Raw genomic sequence first — 17744 nt, 5'->3', positions numbered from 1 at the left:
GTAGCGAAAGAGGCCGTCGTGGAAGAGCGTGAACTGGACCATCTGCGCCGGTGTGTGGAGCTGGCCGCCGAGGCGTTGGACGCCGATGACGAACCGTTCGGCTCCGTCCTGGTGGACGGCGCCGGGAAGGTCCGGGCCGAGGACCGCAACCGGATCGCCGGTGGTGACTCGACCCGGCACCCCGAGTTCGAGCTGGCCCGCTGGGCGGCCGAGCACCTCACGCCCGAGGAGCGGGCCGCCGCCACCGTGTACACCTCCGGCGAGCACTGCCCCATGTGCTCGGCGGCGCACGCCTGGGTCGGCCTCGACCGGATCGTGTACGTGGCGTCCTCGGCGCAGCTCTCCGCGTGGCTGGCCGAGTGGGGCAGGCCCCAGGGCCCGGTGAACGCCCTGCCCATCCAGGAGGTCGCTCCGTCGGTGAAGGTCGAGGGACCGGTGGACGAGCTGGTGCCGGCGGTGAAGGAGCTGCACCGGCGGCTTGCGCAGGGCGCCTGAGGCCCGCACCCGAGCCGCCGTACGGCTGGTCGGTCAGTCGAGGCCCAGTTCCCGCTCCCCCAGCGGCGCGAAGTAGCGCTCCACGTCGGCGGCTCCGACCTCGGTCAGGGTCGCCGGGGACCACTTGGGGTCGCGGTCCTTGTCGATGATCTGGGCGCGGATGCCCTCGGGCAGATCGTGGGTGTGCAGGGCCGCGCAGCTCACCCGGTACTCCTGGTCGAGGGTCTGCTCCAGGGAGTCGAGGCGGGCCGCGCGGCGCAGGGACTCGAGCGTCGCCTTCACGGCCATGGGTGACCGGGACAGGATGAGGTCCGCCGCTTCCTTGGCCGCCACGTCTCCGGTGGCGAACAGGCGCTCCACGATCTCCTCGACCGTGTCCGCCGCGTAGCACGCATCGATCCAGGCGCGCTGCTCGGCGAGGACGCCAGGCGGCGCCTGCTCGGCGTGACGCGCGACCACTTCGTCGGGCCGCGCCCCGGCCAGTTCGCGCAGGAGCCCGGGCAGCACCGCGGACGGTACGTAGTGGTCGGCGAGGCCGCACAGGAGGGCGTCGGCCGCACCGATCGCCATGCCCGTGAGCGCGAGGTGGGTGCCAAGGTGTCCGGGCGCCCGCGTGAACAGATACGTGCCGCCGACGTCGGGGACCAGGCCGATGCCGACCTCGGGCATCGCGACCTTCGAGCGTTCGGTGACGATACGGATGCCGCCGTGCGCGGACAGGCCGACGCCGCCGCCCATGACGATGCCGTCCATGACCGCGACGTAGGGCTTCGGGTAGTGCGCGATACGGGAGTTGAGGCGGTACTCGTCGCGCAGGAAGTCCTGCGACGGGCGGTGGTCGCCGCTGCGCGCGTCGTCGTGGAAGAGCCGGATGTCGGCCCCCGCGCACAGGCCCCGCTCCCCCGCCCCCTGGAGCACGACGGCCTCGACGGCGGGGTCGTGCTGCCAGGTGTCGAGTGCCTGCGCGACGGACCGCAGCATCGGGTGGGTGAGGGAGTTCAGGGCCCGGGGCCGGTTCAGGGTGAGGTACGCGGCGCGTCCCTCCACGTCCTGGAGCACGGGGGCGGCGTCGGAGCTCAACGGTGGTTCCTTCCGGTGAAGATCACGGCAGGACCATCTCTATCACCTGGGACATGGACGGCGGCGCCGTGTACGACGGGCCGAACAAGGGGGTTCCCGCAAGTGAAATTGCGAGGTACGTTTATGCAATCGCACTTGCAGATTGCTCGCTCTCTCAGACTGGCTCTCTCAGAAAGCAACGCCCGTGCCTTCATCCCGCACCCCCAAGACCCCCGGCCAGGCCGACTGGCTGGGCGACGCCCTGCCCGATGTGCCGCTGTCGAAGGCCCAGGCCCGCGTCGTCGATGTCATCGTGCGCAATCCTCAGCTCGCCTCGTACGCCGAGATCGCGCAGATCGCCGAGCGGGCGGACGTGAACAGCTCCACCGTCGTCCGCGCCGCGCAGACCCTCGGCTACCAGGGCTGGCCCGACCTGCAGCGGGAGCTGCGGGCGCGGTACCTGGTGCAGATCTCGACGGAGGACACCCTCACTGAGCACGGCGAGCACCGCAGCCCGCTGCACGACGCGCTGACGCACGACCTGGAGAATCTGCGCCAGACCCTGGAGAGCAACTCCGCGGCGGAGGCCGAGGCCGCCATCGCGGCGCTGGCCGAGGCCCGGTCGATCCTCGTCGTCGGTGTCGGTTCCTTCGCGGGGCCCGCCACCGTGATGGCACACCTCGGCTCCACCATGGGCTACCCGATCACGCTGGAGACCCGGGCCGGTGTGCACCTGGCCTCGGCGGTGAACAGCGTCGGGCCGGGCGATGTGCTTCTGGTCGTCAACATGTGGCGCTCCACGAAGCAGGTCATCGCCGCCGCGGAGGCCGCGCGCGAGGCCGGGGCCACCGTCGTCGCGATCACCGACATGCGCCGCGGACGGCTGGCCACGTCCATCGCCGAGCACCTCCTCGTCGTGCCGTCCGAAGGCATCTCGTTCTTCCAGTCCGTCACGGCCGCCACGTCGGTCGTCTACGGGCTGCTCGCCGGCATGCAGGAGGCGCGGCCGGAGCGCAGCCGCGCCGCGATCCGCCGCACCCAGCAGCTCTGGCGCGACCTGGACATCTACCTCGACTGACACCCCGGGCGGCGGGGCTTCGCATCCTCCCCGCCGCCTCCCTCCCGCAAGGAGCACAGATGAGCAAGCACATCGCCGTCGTCGGCCTCGGGTCGATGGGCGGTGCCATGGCCACCGCGCTGGTCGGCGCCGGCTGGCAGGTGCGCGGTTACGACCCCTCCGCCGCCGCGCGGGCCACCGCCCGGGAGGCCGGTGTGGACGCCGTCGGCACACTGGAGGAGCTCGCCGGCATCCCGTACGTGGTGTTGTCCCTGCCGTCGGCTCAGGTCGTCGAGGCGAGCCTGCCCGTCCTGCTGGGCCGCCCGGGCACGGTCGCGGTCGTCGACACCACGACCTCGGAGCCGGACACCTCGGCGGCCTGTGCGGAGCTCGCGGCGTGTCATGGTGTGTCCTTCGTCGACGCCCCGGTCTCCGGTGGCCGCACCGGCGCCGTGGCCGGTCGTCTGACCGCGTTCGTCGGCGCCGAGCCGGACGCGCTCGACGCGGCGCGGCCCGTCCTCGACGCCCTCACCGGAGGCCAGTTCCGGCACCTCGGCGGTCCCGGGTCCGGCAATGTGGTCAAGCTGCTCAACAACATGCTGGCCGCCGTCAACCTGGTGGCGGTCGGCGAGGCCCTCGCCGTCGCGAAGTCCTACGGCGTCGACCCGGCCGCCTCGGCCGCCGGTATCAGCGGCGCGTCCGGTGCCAGCAGGGCGTCCGCCGCGATGTATCCGGACTGGGTGCTCAGCGGCACGTACGACTCCGGGTTCTCGCTCGGCCTGATGGCACGCGACGCCGCCCTGGCCGTCGAGACCGCGAAACAGCGCGGCGAGACACCTCAGTTGCTGGCCGCCGCGAGCGAGCGGTGGCAGGAGGCCCTGGCCGAACTGGGCCCGGCCGCCGACTTCTCCGAGATAGCCCGCACCGTCGCCCCGACCCTCACGCGTTAAGGACCGACGCACCATGAACACCACGACCTTCTCGATCGGCTCCGCCGCCTCCGGTGCCGCGACGGCCCGCGCGGCGCTGGACGCCCACTTCCCGCAGGGACTCGGCTCGTTCGTCGACGGCCGTGTCGTCCCCGGCCGCGGCGAGGCCGTCCGCCTCACCTCCGCCGCCACCTCGGAGTGGGTGGCCGACTACGCCGACGCCGGTATTGAGGGCGCCGACGCCGTCCTGGCGAGCGCGGCCCGCGGCGCCGAGGTGTGGGCCGCGACCGACCCCTTCGAGCGTGCGGCGATCCTGCGCGAGGTGTCCCGCACCGTTGCGGAGCACGTCGAGGAACTCGCCGCGCTGGAGTCCGCCACCACCGGCAAGCCGATCCGTGACACCCGCGGCGAGGCCGCGAAGGTCGCCGAGATGTTCGGGTACTACGCGGGCTGGGCGGACAAGCTGCTCGGACACACCATCCCGGTGCCGGGCAACTGGCACACGTACACCGAGCGGGTCCCGTGGGGTGTCGTCGTCGCCATCACACCGTGGAACGCGCCGCTGTTCACCGGCGGCTGGAACTCGGCGGCGCCGCTCGCCGCGGGCAACGCGGTCGTCGTCAAGCCCAGCGAGTTCACGCCCGCGTCGACCGTGCGCCTGGCGCAGCTGGCACACGGGGCGGGGCTGCCGGACGGTGTGTTCAACGTCGCCACCGGCCTCGGCTCCACCGCCGGTGCCACCCTGACCACGGACGCCCGCGTGGGGAAGGTGTCCTTCATCGGCTCGGTGGGCACGGGGCGGCGGGTGGCCGTCGCCGCGGCGGGCGCGGGCATTCCGACGGTTCTGGAGCTCGGCGGCAAGAGCGCCAACATCGTGTTCGCCGACGCGGATCTGGACCGGGCGGCGGACGGTGCGGTGTCCGCGATCTTCTCGGGGGCCGGGCAGTCGTGTGTCGCCGGTTCGCGGCTGCTGGTGGAGCGGTCGGTGCACGCCGAGTTCGTGGCACGGGTCGCGGAGCGCGCGGCCCGGCTGCGGGTCGGCGACCCCCTCGACCCGCAGACCGAGGTCGGCCCCATCATCACGGAGTCACAGTTCGCGACGGTCACCTCGCTCGTCGCGGCGGGCATCGAGGGCGGCGCCCACCGCGCGACGGCGGCGCACCTGCCCACTCAGGTCACCAACTCCGCACTTGCGGAAGGGCGTTGGGTGCTGCCCACTGTCCTCGACGGGGTCAGCCCCGCCAATGTTCTGGAGACCACCGAGGTGTTCGGTCCGGTCGTCGGCGTCGACTCCTTCTTCACCGAGGCCGAGGCCATCGACCGCGCCAACGCGACCACCTTCGGCCTGGCCGGAGCGGTGTGGACGCAGGATGTGGCACGGGCCCACCATGTGGCCCGCTCAGTGCGGGCAGGTACCTTTTGGATCAACTCGTACAAGACGATCCACGTGGCCGTGCCCTTCGGTGGCTTCGGTGACTCCGGGCACGGCCGGTCCTCCGGCCCCGGCGTGCTGGACGAGTACACCCAGACCAAGGCCGTGTGGACACCCACGCGTGCCGCCGGTTCCCCGTTCCCGTCGCTGAGCTACTGAGGAGTCCTCGATGAGCCAGACACACACCGTCGCCGAAGGCGACCGACTCAAGAAGGACACCTCGGCCGGTGTCACCGCGTGGGCAGGGAAGGTGCTGTCGCTCGCCCGCGGTCTGCACGCCCGTCCCGAGCTGTCCTTCGAGGAGACCGCGTCCGCCGCGGCGATCACCGAGCTGCTCGCCGAGGGCGGGCTCACGGTCGAGCACGGCACCGGCGGCCTGCCCACCGCGTTCACGGCGACCGCGGGCAGCGGCGAGCTGACGGTGGCCCTGTGTGTCGAGTACGACGCGCTGCCCGAGGTCGGTCATGCCTGCGGGCACAACCTCATCGCCGGTGCGTCGGTGGCAGCGGCCCTCGCCCTGGCCCCGTACGCCGACGAACTGGGCATCACGCTCAAGGCCATCGGCACCCCGGCCGAGGAGCACGGCGGCGGCAAGACACTCATGCTGGAGGCCGGCGCGTTCGACGGGGTGGGCCTGGCCCTGATGGTGCATCCGGTGCAGGACGGTGTCTCGTACAACCCGGCCGGGACCACCGCGCAGGCCGTCGGCCGCTACCGTGCCGTGTTCACCGGCCGTGCCGCGCACGCCGCTGCCGCACCCCACCAGGGTGTCAACGCTGCCGACGGTGCCACCATCGCCCAGGTCGCCATCGGTCTGCTGCGCCAGCAGATTCCCGGTGACCATCGCGTGGCGCTGTTCGTGTCCGAGGCCGGTGTGGCCACGAACATCATTCCGGAGCGCGCGGTCGTCGACTTCGAGTGCCGGGCGTTCACCCTGCCCGAGTACGAGTCACTGCTCGCCCGGGTGCGGCGCTGCTTCGAGGGCGCCGCGATGGCGAGTGGTACCGAGGTGACCATCGAGGCGACCGAGCCGCTGTACGAACCGCTCGTCCAGGACGACGCGCTGGCCGGGTACTGGACGGCCGCGATGGAGTCGTTCGGCCGTGACACCACGTCCGGCGGCCGGCTCGGCGGCGGCTCGACCGACATGGGCAACATCAGCCAGGTCATCCCGAGTCTGCACCCCTGGCTGAGCATTCCCGGGGCCGAAGTGCCCATCCACTCCCACGGCTTCGCCGCCGTCGCCGACACCGACGCGGCGTACGAGCTGATGCTCGAAGCGGCCCGCGCGCTCGCGTGGACCGTCGTCGACGCGGCGGGCGATCCCGAGCAGCGCGCCCGGTTCGTCGAGGCCGCCTTCCACCGTGACATCAGAAGGGCCGGGTGACGACATGTCGACCCTCCTCAAGCCGGACGACCGCGGCACGCGGACCCGTCAGACGCTGCCGATCGCCGGGCTCGCGCTGGTGATCGCGCTGGTCGTGCAGTTCGTCGGCGAGCTCGACATCGATCTGGGCATCGGCTCCATCATCATCTTCCCGATGGTGTGGGGTCTGCTGCTGGGCCTGCTGGTGTCGCTCCAGAAGTTCCGGCCGCTCGGCATCGATCTGCAGAAGGTGGCGGCCGCGCTCGTCGGTGTCGCCGTGATGATCCTGGTGGCCCGCCTTGCGTTCAACATCGGGCCCAGCCTGCCGACGCTCGCCGACGCCGGTCCCGCGCTGCTGCTCCAGGAGATCGGGCATCTGCTCGGCACGGTCGCCGTCGCGCTGCCGCTGGCCGTGCTGCTGCGGATGGGCAAGGCCACGGTCGGCGCGACGTTCTCGCTCGACCGTGAGCCGTCGTTCGCGATGGTCTCGGAGAAGTACGGGCCGGACTCGGACCAGTACCGCGGCGTCCTCGCCATGTATGTGTTCGGCACGATGTTCGGGGCGGTCTTCATCACGCTCCTGACCTCGCTGGTGTCGAACTGGAACATCTTCGATCCGCTGGCCCTGGCGATGGGCGCCGGTGTCGGCTCGGGGTCGATGATGGCCGCGTCGTCCGCCAGCATCGTGGCCGCCTATCCCGGCGACGAGCAGGCCATCCTGGGCATGGCGGCGGTCTCCAACCTGATCACTACAATCCTCGGCGTGTACGTCGGGATCTACCTGGCGCTGCCGCTGGCGGACCGCTTCTACCGGTTCCTGACGCGCCGTGGGCGCACGGAGACGGCGGAGGACGCGGCGGCCGAACCGGGCGGGCCGGAGAGCAGCGCGGCGGAGAACCGCGCGTTCCGCGAGCAGGTGGCGGCGGCCGGTGGCGAGATCAAGCTCCCGCTCTGGCTGTCGCTCGGGGTGCTGACGGTGCTCGGCCTCGGCACCGCATCCGTCGCGGCGGGGCACGTGAGCCTCGACATCGTCGGCGGCTACGCCGTGCTGCTGGCCCTGGTGCTCGTCGGGCTCGTGCTGGCCAAGGTCAGCCGGAAGATCTCGGCGATCGTGTGGATCACCACCGTCGGCGCGTATGTGTCCAGCCCGTGGTTCTTCGCCTCGGACACGCTGAACCGGCTGGTGTCCTCGGTGGACTTCCTGTCCATCGCGACCATCATGCTGACGCTGGCGGGGCTCTCCCTCGGAAAGGATCTGCCGCTGCTGCGCCGCATCGGATGGAAGATCGTCCCGGTCGGGCTCGTCGCCATCACCGCGTCGTTCATGCTCTCGGTCGTCATCGCCGAGTTCACGCTCGGGGCGTGGGGCTAAGGGCCTGTCCATGGGGTCAGCCCTGAGGGTGCCCCTCAGGACACCCCGACGCGGTCCGCTCGGACAGGCCGCTCGTGCTCGGCGCGGGCGGCCTCGAGCAGTCGCCGCCAGGAGGTGACGGTCGGCCGCCGGCGCAGCAGGGCTCGGCGCTCGCGCTCGGTCATGCCGCCCCAGACGCCGTGCTGGATACGCTGATCCAGCGCGTGGGCCAGGCATTCGGTCTTGATCACGCAGCCCCCGCAGATGCGCTTGGCGCTGCTCTGCGCGGCTCCCTCGACGAACAATTCGTCGGGGTCCGTCGTACGGCATGCCGCCCGGTCCCACCGTGAAGCCTGTTCGTGACGCACTGCTCCGCCCCCATTCCCGTACTCGCCTCTTAGAGTAGTCGAGTCGTCACTTTAGGCCATACGTGCAGCTCGCGCACCTCACCCCCTCTGAACACATGGTCAATTGCGGCTGCGAAACGGACAAAAGGCGCGCAACTGCGGGCAGTTGCGCGCCTTCGTACGGGAGTCAGTTCGCGGTCGTCGCCCCCACGGCCTCGCGGCGTACGACGTCGACGAGGGACCGGTCGGTGATCTTGAGGGCGGGCGAGACGGCGAGGGTCAGGGTCGACACGCTCATGAACGGGTTGAGGTGGCGCCAGCCCCAGCTCTCCAACGCGCCCCGCACCGCGGCCGCCTGGTCGGCGACGTCGCCCGCCGGGCGGGCGGACAGCACACCGCCCACGGGCAGCGGCATCCGTGCGGCGATCGTCCCGCCCTCGGGGCCGCGGACCACGGCGACGCCTCCCCCGTCCGCGACGACGGTCGCCGCGGCGGCGGCCATGGCGGCGCGGGAGGTGCCGATGGTCAGGAGGTTGTGGCTGTCGTGGGCGTACGTCGAGGCCACCGCGCCGTCGGTCAGTTCGCGGCCGAGCAGCGGGGCGAAGGCCGCGCCGTCACGTCCGTACCGGTTGCGGACCCGGACGACGGTGGCACGCCCCTCCCACTGCACCTCGCCGTCCTGGACCGGGAGTTGGAGCTCCGCGGCCTCGGTGTAGGTGTCCCGCTCGTTGACCCGCATGGCACGGAAGGTGTGCACACCGTCGGGCAGGTCGACGGTCCAGCGGAACGTGTCCGGGTCCTGCGGTTCGACGTCGACGCGACTGCCGAGCGGCGCCACGGCCGGAGCCTCGGTGTCCCCCTCCGAGCGTGCGGGCGCGCCGTCGCGGCCAGCCACCCGGCCGCCGGACAGCACCAACGCCGAGTCGAACGCGGCGAGTTCGCCGCGCAGCAGCACCAGGTCGGCGCGCTTGCCCGGGGAGACGACACCGCGGTCGTGCAGGCGCAGACGCTGGGCCGGCGTCCATGTCAGGGCCTTGAGGACGACGTGTGCGGGGAAGCCCGCGGCCACGGCCACCCGTGCGATGTGGTCGAGGTGGCCCTTGTCGACGATGTGGTCGGCGGCGAGGTCGTCGGTCACCAGGCACAGCGGCGGGAGCTGCGGCAGCGCGAGGAGGGCCTCGGCCACCTCCTCGTTCAGGCACTTCTCCTGGAGCATCATCGTCATGCCGAGGCGGGCCTTCTCCAGTACCACCTCGGTGCGGTTCTTGGTGTGGTCGGAGTCGACACCGGTGGCGAGGTAGGCGCTGAGTTCGGCGCCGGTCAGGTTCGGGCAGTGGCCGTCGAGGATGACCTCCTGCGCGCGGGCGGCGGCGGTGACCTCGTGCATGCGGCGGTCGCCCGCGACCACGGCCCGGTAGTCCATCACTTCGCCGAGCGCGATCACTCCGGGCCAGCGCAGCATCTCCGCGATGTCGTCGGCGGAGAGCGCGGCTCCGGCGTGCTCAAGCCCTTCAAGCGCGGGCACACACGAGGGCACGCCCCACAAGGGGGCAGCAGTGGCGACGCTCATGGAAGTGGCGCGGGCGGCGGGGGTGTCGAAGGCCACCGCCTCGCGGGCGCTGCACCGCCCCGACATGGTCGCGGCGGGCACCCGGCTGCGGGTGCGGGAGGCGGCGGACCGGCTCGGCTTCCAGCTCAACGCGGCGGCGCGCGCCCTGACCACGGGCCGTACGGGCCTTGTCGGGCTGATCGTGCCGACGCTCTCGAACCCCTTCTTCGCTCCCCTGGTCATCGGCGCGCAGCAGGCCGCGGAGGACACCGAGAGCCATCTGCTGATCGCCGTGTCCGAGTACGACGCGGAGCGCGAGGCCGCGCTCGCCGACCGGCTCTCCGAGCAGGCCGACGGGCTGATCATGGTGACTCCGGTGGGTACGGACGCGGCGCTGCGTGAGCGTTTCAAGCGCCAGCCGCTGGTGCTCGTCGACCGCCAGGTGGGCCGCCTCCCGGCCGTCGTGGCCGACACGGCGGCGGGGCTCGCCGAACTCCTCGGGCACCTCCTGGAGCTCGGCCACCGCGAGATCGCCTACGTGTCCGGGCCCGCGGGCTCGTGGGCGGACGAGCAGCGGCGGGCCGCGCTCACGGCGCAGGCCTCGGAGGCGGGCGCCCGCATCCATGTGCTCGGGCCGCTGCCGCCCACGTTCGACGCGGGCATCGAGGCGTCCCGGTCCCTGCCCGGCGCCGCCACGGCCGTCCTCGCGTACAACAGCTATCTCGCGCTTGGCCTGCTGCACGGGCTCGGGACGACGGGGCGGCGCGTGCCCGAGGACATCAGCCTGGCGGCGGCCGACGACCTGAGCACGCTCGGCGCGACGACCCCGCCGGTGACCGCGCTCGATGTGCCGTTGCGGGAGGTCGGCACGCTCGCCGTCAACCGGCTCCACGAACTGGTCGACGGGCAGCGCCGCACGGTGACGTCGCGGGTGCCCGCGGCGCCGGTGCTCCGTGCGTCGACGGCGCCGCCGCGGGTGTCGTGAGAGGGATCGGGTGGGCGGGCCCGCTCAGTGGCTCGACGCCACCGGGGCCGCGTCCAGCTCCAGTGTGTCGCCGACCTTGATACGGCCCGGTGTCACCACGTCCGCGTATACACCGAACAGGACACCGCGACCCAGGGTGCTCCGGCCCAGGCCCCGGTAGCCCTTGATCAGGGAGAGCGCGCGCACTCCCCCGGAGCCGTCGGCCGGGTCGCGGTTCACGGCGCCGCAGCGCTTCACCGGGCCCTCGACGCGCAGCACGGCCTCGCCGACACGTACCGTGCGGCCCTCCCAGGTGTCCTCGGCGTGGGGTTCGCCGCCGCTGAAGCCGAGTGTCATGCGGAAGCGTCGCCTGTCGACCGCGTCGAGGCCTGACCTGCGGGCCAGTTCGTCGACGGAGGCGTCGCCGAGGAGGGTGACGGGCCGCAGGTCCACGCCGCCGTTCTCGGCGTCGGGGCGCACCAGGCGCACCGGTTGGCCCACGCGGTCCGAGAAGAGTTCGGCCCACGGACCCTCGACCACGCGCCCGGGCACCTTGTGGTGCCGGAAGAAGTCGACCTCCAGCGCGTCGCCGAGGCGCACCTCGCCGGTGACCTCCGAACCGTCCGGGGAGGTCACGGTCAGGGTCCCGGACTCCTGCGCGTAGTGGGCGGTGTGTCCGGCCCATGCTCCCGTGCGGGTCATGGACAGCAGGTCGCCCTCCGCGTCCACCATGAGGAAGGCCCGGTCGCCCGCGACTCCCGTCCTCGTCAGCTCGACCTCGTCGCGCGGCACGACTCCGAGTCCCTTGATGGCGGTGCTCGTCAGCGAGGTGACCTGGAGTCCGTGAACGGGTGTCATGGGCCTGTGCTCCCCTACTTGGCGTATGTCTCCGAGTACAGATCGGCCACGTAATACTTTCCCGGGTCGGTGTTGTCGTCCAGTTGCTTGTTACGGACGAAGAAGTCGCCGAGCTTCTTCAGCCATGTGTCGACCTCGCCGCTCTTGGTCTTGGCGACCAGGTCCTTGGTGGAGAGCGTTTCGACGTGGGAGGCGTCGGCCCTGGCCTGGGCCTCGGTCACCTGGAGCATCTTGGCGGTGAGGGCGACGGTCTCGTCGGGGTGCTCCTTGCGCCAGTCGTTGGCCTGCTGGAGGACCTTGATGACCTTCTTGTTCTTGGCCTCGGGCACCTTGTTCCCGGCGACGAACGCGGTGGGGAAGGAGTCCTCGGTGTCCTTGGTGCTGGCTATCTCGTGCAGGCCGGGGACCTTCTTCTTGATGGTGTCGATGGCGGGGTAGAAGAAGCCGGCGCCGTCGATCTTTCCGGAGGAGAAGGCGGAGACGATGGTGGACGGGTCCATGTTGACCTTGGTGATGTCCTTGGTCGTCATCCCGGCCTTCGCCAGGGCGATGTTGAGGATCATGTCGCCGGAGGTGCCCTCGGGGACGCCGACCCGCTTGCCCTTGAGGTCCTTCATGGACTTCATGCCCGGCTGCCCGATGACACGGTCCGCGTACGTGAGGGTGTCGATGGCGATGACCTTCGACTTGCCGGAGGCGGGCAGCCACATGGCGCCGGGGCCGATGTAGCCGTAGTCGAGGCTGTCGGCGCTGAGCGCCTGGATCTGCACCGGGCCGTTGTTGAACGCCTTCACCTTCGCGGTGAGGTCGGCCTTCTTCCACAGGCCCTGCTTCTCTGCGATGGCGAGCAGGCTGGCGCCGTTGTAGTCGGCGATGTAGCCGAAGCGGACCGTGTTGTCGTCCCCCGAGCCGCCTCCGGAGCAGGCGGTGACGGAGAGCGAGAGCATCAGGGCGGCGGGCAGCGCCGTGCGGGCGGTGCGCCTGATCCTGCTTCTGGGCATGCTGGAGGTCCTCTCGGGGCGGTGCGCGGGAATGTATGAGCGGGGGGGTGGATCAGGCGGCGTGGGGTGGCGCGTCCTGGTGGTAGACCGAGGTCCACACGTCGTTGCGGATGCGGCGGAACTCTGGTGAGAGCCGGATCTGTTCGGTGCGCGGGTAGGGCAGGTCGACGTCGATGACACGGTGGATGCGGCCGGGCCGCGCGGCCATGACGACGGCGCGGCTGGCGAGGTAGACCGCCTCGTCCACGTCGTGCGTGATGAACAGGACGGTGCGCTTCTCCTGGCTCCAGGTAGCGAGCAGCTGGTCCTGCAACTGCACCCGGGTCAGGGCGTCGAGGGCGCCGAACGGCTCGTCCATCAGCAGGACTTGAGGGTCGACCGCGTAGGCTCGGGCGATGGCGCAGCGCTGCTTCATGCCGCCGGACAGAGTCTTGGGCAGAGCGTCGGCGAACTCGTCGAGGCCGACGAGGGCGATGGCGGCCGCGGCGCGGCGGCGGCGCTCCGCGGTGGGTACGGAGGCCAACTTGAGGCCGAATTCCACGTTCTGGCGGACCGTCAGCCACGGGAACAGCGCGTACTGCTGGAAGATCACACCTCGGTCGGGTCCAGGTCCCGACACGGGTGTGCCGTCGACGAGGACGGAGCCCGAGTCGGGTTCCTGGAGTCCTGCGGCCATGCTCATCAGGGTGGACTTGCCGCAGCCCGAGGGGCCGACGACCGTGACGAACTCCTGGTCGGCGATGTCCAGACTGATCCCGTCCAGCGCGGTGAAGGTGGTCCCCTTGAGCGGGAAGGTCTTCACCACGTCCCGAAAACTGATCTTGCTGTCCATCGTCGTCCCGTCGTGCGCTGCCTTGCCGTTCATCGACGCTCCTGCCAGCCGGTGAGCCGCCGTTCGGCCAGCAGCAACAGCCGGTCCATGACGAGTCCGAGCACACCGATGGAGATCAGGGACACGAAGATCGTGTCCATTTCGAACCAGGTGGACGCCTTCTGCATCCGGTACCCCAACCCCTCCTGCGCGCCGATGAGTTCGGCGGCGACCACGGTCGCCCAGGACGCGCCGAGACCGATGCGCATGCCGACGAGGATGAAGGGGGTGGAGGCGGGGACGACCACCTTGGCGAAGATGGTGCGGTCCGAGGCGCCGAGCACCCGGGCCGCGTTGATGAGTGTCTTGTCGACGTCGACCACCCCTTGGAAGGAGGAGACGACGCAGGCCATGAAGGACGCCAGGAAGATCACGGCGATCTTCGGCACCTCGCCGATGCCGAGCAGCACCACGGCCAGCGGGATCAGCGCGAGCGGCGGGATGGTGCGGAAGAACTGGATGTACGGCTCGACCAGGGCGCGCACCGTCGGGTACCAGCCCATGAGGAAGCCGACCGGCACGGCCGCGAGCACGCCGAGGGCGTAGCCGAACAGGACGCGGCGCAGGCTGGCGAGGGTGTCGTCGGCCAGCGTGCCGTCGGAGATCATGGTGCCGGCCTTCTCGGCCACGGCCGCCGGTGTGGGCAGGTTCTCGACCCAGCCCAGGGCGGCCACCGCGGCCCATACGGCGATGCCCGCCAGCACGGCGACGATGTTCAGGATCAGGGGTCGGCCGCGGCCGCGGCGCGGTGGCTGCCGCCGGGCCTCGGTGGTGGTCTTCTGAGCGGGGGTGATCACAGCCATGGTGTCCTCGCTGATGGCTTCACGCGTGCTCCTCGGAGACGGGCGGCGGGTAGTGGGTCAGGAGGGGGGATTCGTGGAGGACGAGGGCGATGCCGCCGAGCGCGCTGCCGGCCTCGCCGAGCGTCGCGCGGCGCAGGTCCACGTGGTGGTGGGCCATCGGCATCAGGTGCCGGCGCAGGGTGCGTTCGACCGGGTCGAGGAGGGCGGCTCCCGCCTCGGCGAGTTCGCCGCCGACGACGATGACGCCCGCGCCGACGACGTGGCAGACCGCGGCGAGCACGGTGCCGACGTCGGTGCCGACGCGCTCCAGTACCGCGAGGGCCGTCGGTTCGGCGGCGGTGACCGCTTCGAGGAATCCGGCGTGATCCTGGGCGCGGCCGCCGGATTCGCGGTAGCGGCACAGGACGGCGTCGAGTGCGGCGCGGGTCTCCAGGCATCCGGTTCCGCCGCACTCGCAGGTACGGCCCATGGGGTCCACGGTGATGTGTCCGAACTCGCCGGACAGGCCGTACCGGCCGCGGTGCAGTGCGCCGCCGACGACGAGTCCGCCGCCGACGCCGTGCGAGAGGCGCAGGTAGAGCACGTCGCTGCTGTCGGCCGCCGCGCCCCAGACGGCTTCGGCGAGGGCGGCGAGCCGGGTGTTGTTGTCCAGCAGGACGGGCACCCCGAACCGTTTGCGCAGCAGGTCGGGGAGGCCGTCGATGCCCTGGGCGTGGGCGTGTTCGCTGCCGGGGTCGGCGATCGGTCCGACGACGCCCACACCGATGGCGCTGAGCGCGTCGAGGTGCACGCCGCGGGAGCGGCCCTGACCACCGGCCGCGCCCGTATCGGCAGCGGGCGGGCCGGTGGCCAGGGCGTCGAGGAGCCGTTCCGCGAGGTCGACGCGTTCGGGCCAGGAGAGATCCGGGGCGTGCGGCTCGCTCGCCGAACCGACCACCTCGTGGGCGAAGTTGACGGCCGCGACGTGCACGGCGCGGCGCGCGAAGTCGATGCCGACCGCTTCACCGGCGGCCGGGTTGAGGCTGAGCTTCTCCACCGGGCGGCCGCGCTTGCGTGTCTCGACCTGCGCGGGGGCGGCGACCACGGCGCCGCTGGCCAGCAGGTCGGCGACGATGTCGTGGAGCGTGGTGCGGGAGAGTCCGCTGCGGATGCCCAACTCGGCGCGGCTCAGGGGGCCTTGTTTGCGCAGCAGTTCGAGGACGGACTGCTCGTGGCCGCGCCGGAGCCGCGTCAGCGGGCCGTCGTGTTCGTGCATGCCGGACAGCATGTGAGGGCCGACGATTTTCGTCAATGAGTCGGACCGAAATACTCGCGACGCTCCCTTCCCCCAACACCTCTCCCCCGCACTGCACTTGACCTGCGGCAACGCGACGACGCCCCACGGGCAGCCGGTACGGGGCACAGTCCCGGAACGCCATACGACTGCAACATTCGGCGCTGACCAGCCCCCTCTCGGCCACCGGCCCGCCCCTCACGCGTTCATTTATGTAGGAACTCTTGACTTAAATCCCGGGCACGCTGAAGCATGCTGCGCACACACCGGACCGTCCAGCCGAGGAGCCACGCCTGATGCCCCGGGAAGAGACCAACGCAGCGCACATCGGCCGCCGCGGAGTGCTGGCCGGCCTCGCCGGAACCATGGGAGCGGTGGCGCTCCCCTCGGGTTCCGCGCTCGCGGAACCCGCCCGCCCCGCCACGAGAAGGCCTTATCCTCCCAACTGGCCGACGCTTGAGCCGTACGGGCTCGCGGACACCCGCGAGGATCTGTGGCCGCGCGAGGACAACTCGTTCGTCCTGCCGCTGGAACTGCGGCCGCGCGACGAGGAGTTGGGGCGAGTCTGGCTGCGCGACACGTACGTGAACTGCTTCGTCGTGGGCGGCCGTCCGCTGTACGTGGCCACCGGCACCACCCGCGCGCCCGGCCTATCGGCGGCCGGGCCCTGGAACGACGGCATCTTCGTGTGGACGGCCCCGTCGCTGCACGGCCCGTGGCGCCTCGCCGACACCACCGGCATCCGGCCCGGGGCCGAGCGCGGCAAGGTGTGGTCTCCGGAGTTCGTGGACGAGAACCGGCCGGGGCGCACGGTCGTCGCACCCTGGCAGGAGTACTGGCACGACGAGCAGTTCGGCAAGCGGGCCAACGCCTGGGCGCCCGAGCTGCACCGCTTCCGCGGCAAGTGGTACATCGTGGCGTGCATGGGCGACCACTCCCAACTGGTCGGCTCCTTCATGCTGGTCAGCGACGGCGGGGTCGAGGGCCCCTACCGGCTCGTCGAGGGCAATCTCGACAAGCCGTTCGGCGACGTGGTGCCCGGCGGGCCCGCGTTCATCAAGCCCGGCGCGTACCACCACATCGACGGCGGCCTGTTCACCGAGGGCGACGACGCGTGGCTGGTGCTGCACAACCACGTGTACGCGAAGTTCCGCGACGACATGGAGGACATCGCCCCGACGACGGGCCTCCCGGCGTTCAGGCAGACCCCGTACACGCCCGAGCCATACCTGGAGGGCGCGTACATCTTCAAGTACGGCGGCAAGTACTTCCTGGTGCACGCGGCGTGGGACCGCGCCTCGACCGCAGCCGACGGCAGCACGCGGCACGCCTACGACCCGCCGGGCGCCGGCCGCACGCAGTACCAGTACGACGCGGTCGTCGCCGTCGCGGACCACCTGGAGGGGCCGTACTCCAAGCGCTGGACCGCGGGCGTCGGCGCCGGGCACAACAACTTCTTCGAGGACCACCGCGGCGGGCTCTGGGCGACGTTCTTCCGCAATCCCGCCTTCGGGTACTGGTCCGATCCGTCCCGCTCCGGCGACGCCGCGGTGGCCGGTGTCGTGCGCCTGGAGTGGACGGGCCCGAAGGGGAACCGCCTCTACGTGAAGCGGACCTAGATTGGACTCGATCCAAACTGGGACGTACTGTAAAAGAAACCGAGGTACATATCAGCGCAGCCAGTGACGTCTGCCACCTCCGGTAACACATCACCACGGAGGCCCCGACATGGCTTGCTACGACTGCATCCAGGAAAACCGCCACGACTCGACCGGAATCGGCATCTGCACCCGCTGCGGCCTGGCCACCTGCCACGACCACGCGCGCGTGCTCCCCACGCACGTCCAGCGGGCGAACGGCATGAGCCGCTCGACCAGCCGCCTCGCCGGGCGGCGCGTCGTCTGCCGCACCTGCCTGGCCGCCGAGGCCGCGTAGTGCCTGGCCGGGACGCGGGCGAACTGCTCCGGGACAGGGGCCTGCGCAGCACGGCGCAGCGGCGCGCCGTGCTGGCCGCGCTCCAGGGACTGCCGCACGCGTCCGCGGCCGACCTGGAGGAGCGGATCAGGGCGGGGGCCGAGGGCTCCGCGGGGGGCCTGTCGCGCCAGGGCCTCTACAACGTCCTGGAGGACCTCACCCGGGTCCACCTCGTGCGCTGCATCGAGCCGGCGGGCTCCCCCGCCCGGTTCGAACTGCGCGTGGGCGACAACCACCATCATCTGGTCTGCCGCTCCTGCGGCCGGATCGAGGACGTGGACTGCGCCGTCGGCGCGGCCCCCTGCCTCGACCCGGTCGAGGACAGCGGCTTCGCCGTCGACGAGGCGGAGGTGACCTGGTGGGGCCGGTGCGCCGACTGCCGCCGCGCCTCCGAGCGGCCCGCCTGAGGCACGGC

At 71.5% G+C, this 17744-nt stretch carries 18 protein-coding genes; 10 read left to right on the top strand and 8 right to left on the bottom strand.

Translation table 11 applies throughout. The features are described from left to right. Positions 1-18 precede the first annotated feature (18 nt). Positions 19-495, top strand: a complete 477-nt coding sequence (locus ACFV9W_RS18355; RefSeq protein ID WP_385761811.1) for a nucleoside deaminase — start codon at positions 19-21, stop codon at positions 493-495. A gap of 33 nt (positions 496-528) precedes the next feature. Here the strand turns inward: ACFV9W_RS18355 and ACFV9W_RS18350 are convergent, their stop codons facing one another. Further along, entirely contained in the window at positions 529-1575 is a 1047-nt protein-coding gene (locus tag ACFV9W_RS18350; RefSeq protein WP_385761808.1) for an enoyl-CoA hydratase/isomerase family protein, read from the bottom strand. 184 nt (positions 1576-1759) lie between these two features. Here ACFV9W_RS18350 and ACFV9W_RS18345 point away from each other — a divergent pair, with 184 nt between their 5' ends. The 5 genes from ACFV9W_RS18345 to ACFV9W_RS18325 are packed head-to-tail and all read left to right on the top strand — an operon-like array spanning position 1760 to position 7710. Next, a complete protein-coding gene (locus tag ACFV9W_RS18345) occupies positions 1760-2632 on the top strand; it encodes a MurR/RpiR family transcriptional regulator (RefSeq protein ID WP_385761805.1) in 873 nt (290 codons plus the stop codon). Positions 2633-2691: 59 nt separating this feature from the next. Beyond that, entirely contained in the window at positions 2692-3561 is an 870-nt protein-coding gene (locus ACFV9W_RS18340) for an NAD(P)-dependent oxidoreductase (RefSeq protein ID WP_385761803.1), read from the top strand. 13 nt (positions 3562-3574) lie between these two features. Further along, positions 3575-5131 carry an aldehyde dehydrogenase family protein gene (locus tag ACFV9W_RS18335; protein ID WP_385761801.1) on the top strand — a complete coding sequence of 519 codons (1557 nt, stop codon included), beginning with the start codon at positions 3575-3577 and terminating at the stop codon, positions 5129-5131. A gap of 10 nt (positions 5132-5141) precedes the next feature. Beyond that, the gene (locus ACFV9W_RS18330) at positions 5142-6359 is read left to right on the top strand and encodes a M20 family metallopeptidase (protein WP_385761798.1); all 1218 of its coding nucleotides are present in this window, start codon (positions 5142-5144) and stop codon (positions 6357-6359) included. 4 nt (positions 6360-6363) lie between these two features. Beyond that, positions 6364-7710, top strand: coding sequence for a DUF3100 domain-containing protein (locus tag ACFV9W_RS18325; RefSeq protein ID WP_385761795.1), 1347 nt, complete (start codon positions 6364-6366; stop codon positions 7708-7710). A 35-nt stretch (positions 7711-7745) separates the two neighbouring features. Here ACFV9W_RS18325 and ACFV9W_RS18320 read toward each other — a convergent pair whose 3' ends face one another. Further along, entirely contained in the window at positions 7746-8057 is a 312-nt protein-coding gene (locus tag ACFV9W_RS18320) for a WhiB family transcriptional regulator (protein WP_385761792.1), read from the bottom strand. A gap of 166 nt (positions 8058-8223) precedes the next feature. Next, on the bottom strand, positions 8224-9672 hold the full coding sequence (locus ACFV9W_RS18315; RefSeq protein ID WP_385761789.1) for an adenine deaminase C-terminal domain-containing protein: 1449 nt from the start codon (positions 9670-9672) through the stop codon (positions 8224-8226). Between ACFV9W_RS18315 and ACFV9W_RS18310 the strand changes: the two genes are divergently transcribed. Continuing rightward, the gene (locus ACFV9W_RS18310; protein ID WP_385761786.1) at positions 9593-10570 is read left to right on the top strand and encodes a LacI family DNA-binding transcriptional regulator; all 978 of its coding nucleotides are present in this window, start codon (positions 9593-9595) and stop codon (positions 10568-10570) included. The genes ACFV9W_RS18315 and ACFV9W_RS18310 overlap by 80 nt on opposite strands. Before the next feature lie 24 nt (positions 10571-10594). On the opposite strand, the gene ACFV9W_RS18305 is transcribed toward ACFV9W_RS18310, so the two are convergent. Genes ACFV9W_RS18305 through ACFV9W_RS18285 form a run of 5 tightly spaced genes read right to left on the bottom strand, consistent with a single transcriptional unit; the run spans position 10595 to position 15349 of the window. Continuing rightward, positions 10595-11407, bottom strand: coding sequence for an MOSC domain-containing protein (locus ACFV9W_RS18305; RefSeq protein WP_385761783.1), 813 nt, complete (start codon positions 11405-11407; stop codon positions 10595-10597). 14 nt (positions 11408-11421) lie between these two features. Beyond that, entirely contained in the window at positions 11422-12408 is a 987-nt protein-coding gene (locus ACFV9W_RS18300) for an aliphatic sulfonate ABC transporter substrate-binding protein (RefSeq protein WP_385761780.1), read from the bottom strand. A 52-nt stretch (positions 12409-12460) separates the two neighbouring features. Next, the gene (locus ACFV9W_RS18295) at positions 12461-13240 is read right to left on the bottom strand and encodes an ABC transporter ATP-binding protein (RefSeq protein ID WP_385761918.1); all 780 of its coding nucleotides are present in this window, start codon (positions 13238-13240) and stop codon (positions 12461-12463) included. 29 nt (positions 13241-13269) lie between these two features. Next, positions 13270-14082 (bottom strand): ABC transporter permease, encoded by an 813-nt coding sequence (locus ACFV9W_RS18290; RefSeq protein WP_385761777.1) that lies wholly within the window; start codon positions 14080-14082, stop codon positions 13270-13272. Positions 14083-14101: 19 nt separating this feature from the next. Continuing rightward, a complete protein-coding gene (locus ACFV9W_RS18285) occupies positions 14102-15349 on the bottom strand; it encodes an ROK family protein (RefSeq protein ID WP_385761774.1) in 1248 nt (415 codons plus the stop codon). Positions 15350-15651: 302 nt separating this feature from the next. Here ACFV9W_RS18285 and ACFV9W_RS18280 point away from each other — a divergent pair, with 302 nt between their 5' ends. The 3 genes from ACFV9W_RS18280 (at position 15652) to ACFV9W_RS18270 (ending at position 17736) form a co-directional block, all read left to right on the top strand. Beyond that, positions 15652-16974, top strand: coding sequence for a family 43 glycosylhydrolase (locus ACFV9W_RS18280; protein ID WP_385761771.1), 1323 nt, complete (start codon positions 15652-15654; stop codon positions 16972-16974). A gap of 109 nt (positions 16975-17083) precedes the next feature. Beyond that, the gene (locus ACFV9W_RS18275; RefSeq protein ID WP_385761768.1) at positions 17084-17290 is read left to right on the top strand and encodes a DUF2180 family protein; all 207 of its coding nucleotides are present in this window, start codon (positions 17084-17086) and stop codon (positions 17288-17290) included. Then, on the top strand, positions 17290-17736 hold the full coding sequence (locus ACFV9W_RS18270) for a Fur family transcriptional regulator (RefSeq protein WP_385761765.1): 447 nt from the start codon (positions 17290-17292) through the stop codon (positions 17734-17736). Before ACFV9W_RS18275 ends, ACFV9W_RS18270 begins: the two co-directional genes overlap by 1 nt. The last annotated feature ends 8 nt before the right edge of the window (positions 17737-17744 follow it).

Source organism: Streptomyces sp. NPDC059897, assembly GCF_042730865.1.
Lineage (GTDB): Bacteria > Actinomycetota > Actinomycetes > Streptomycetales > Streptomycetaceae > Streptomyces.
Note: the sequence above shows the minus strand (reverse complement) of the source record. Positions and strands in the feature narration are given on the sequence as shown.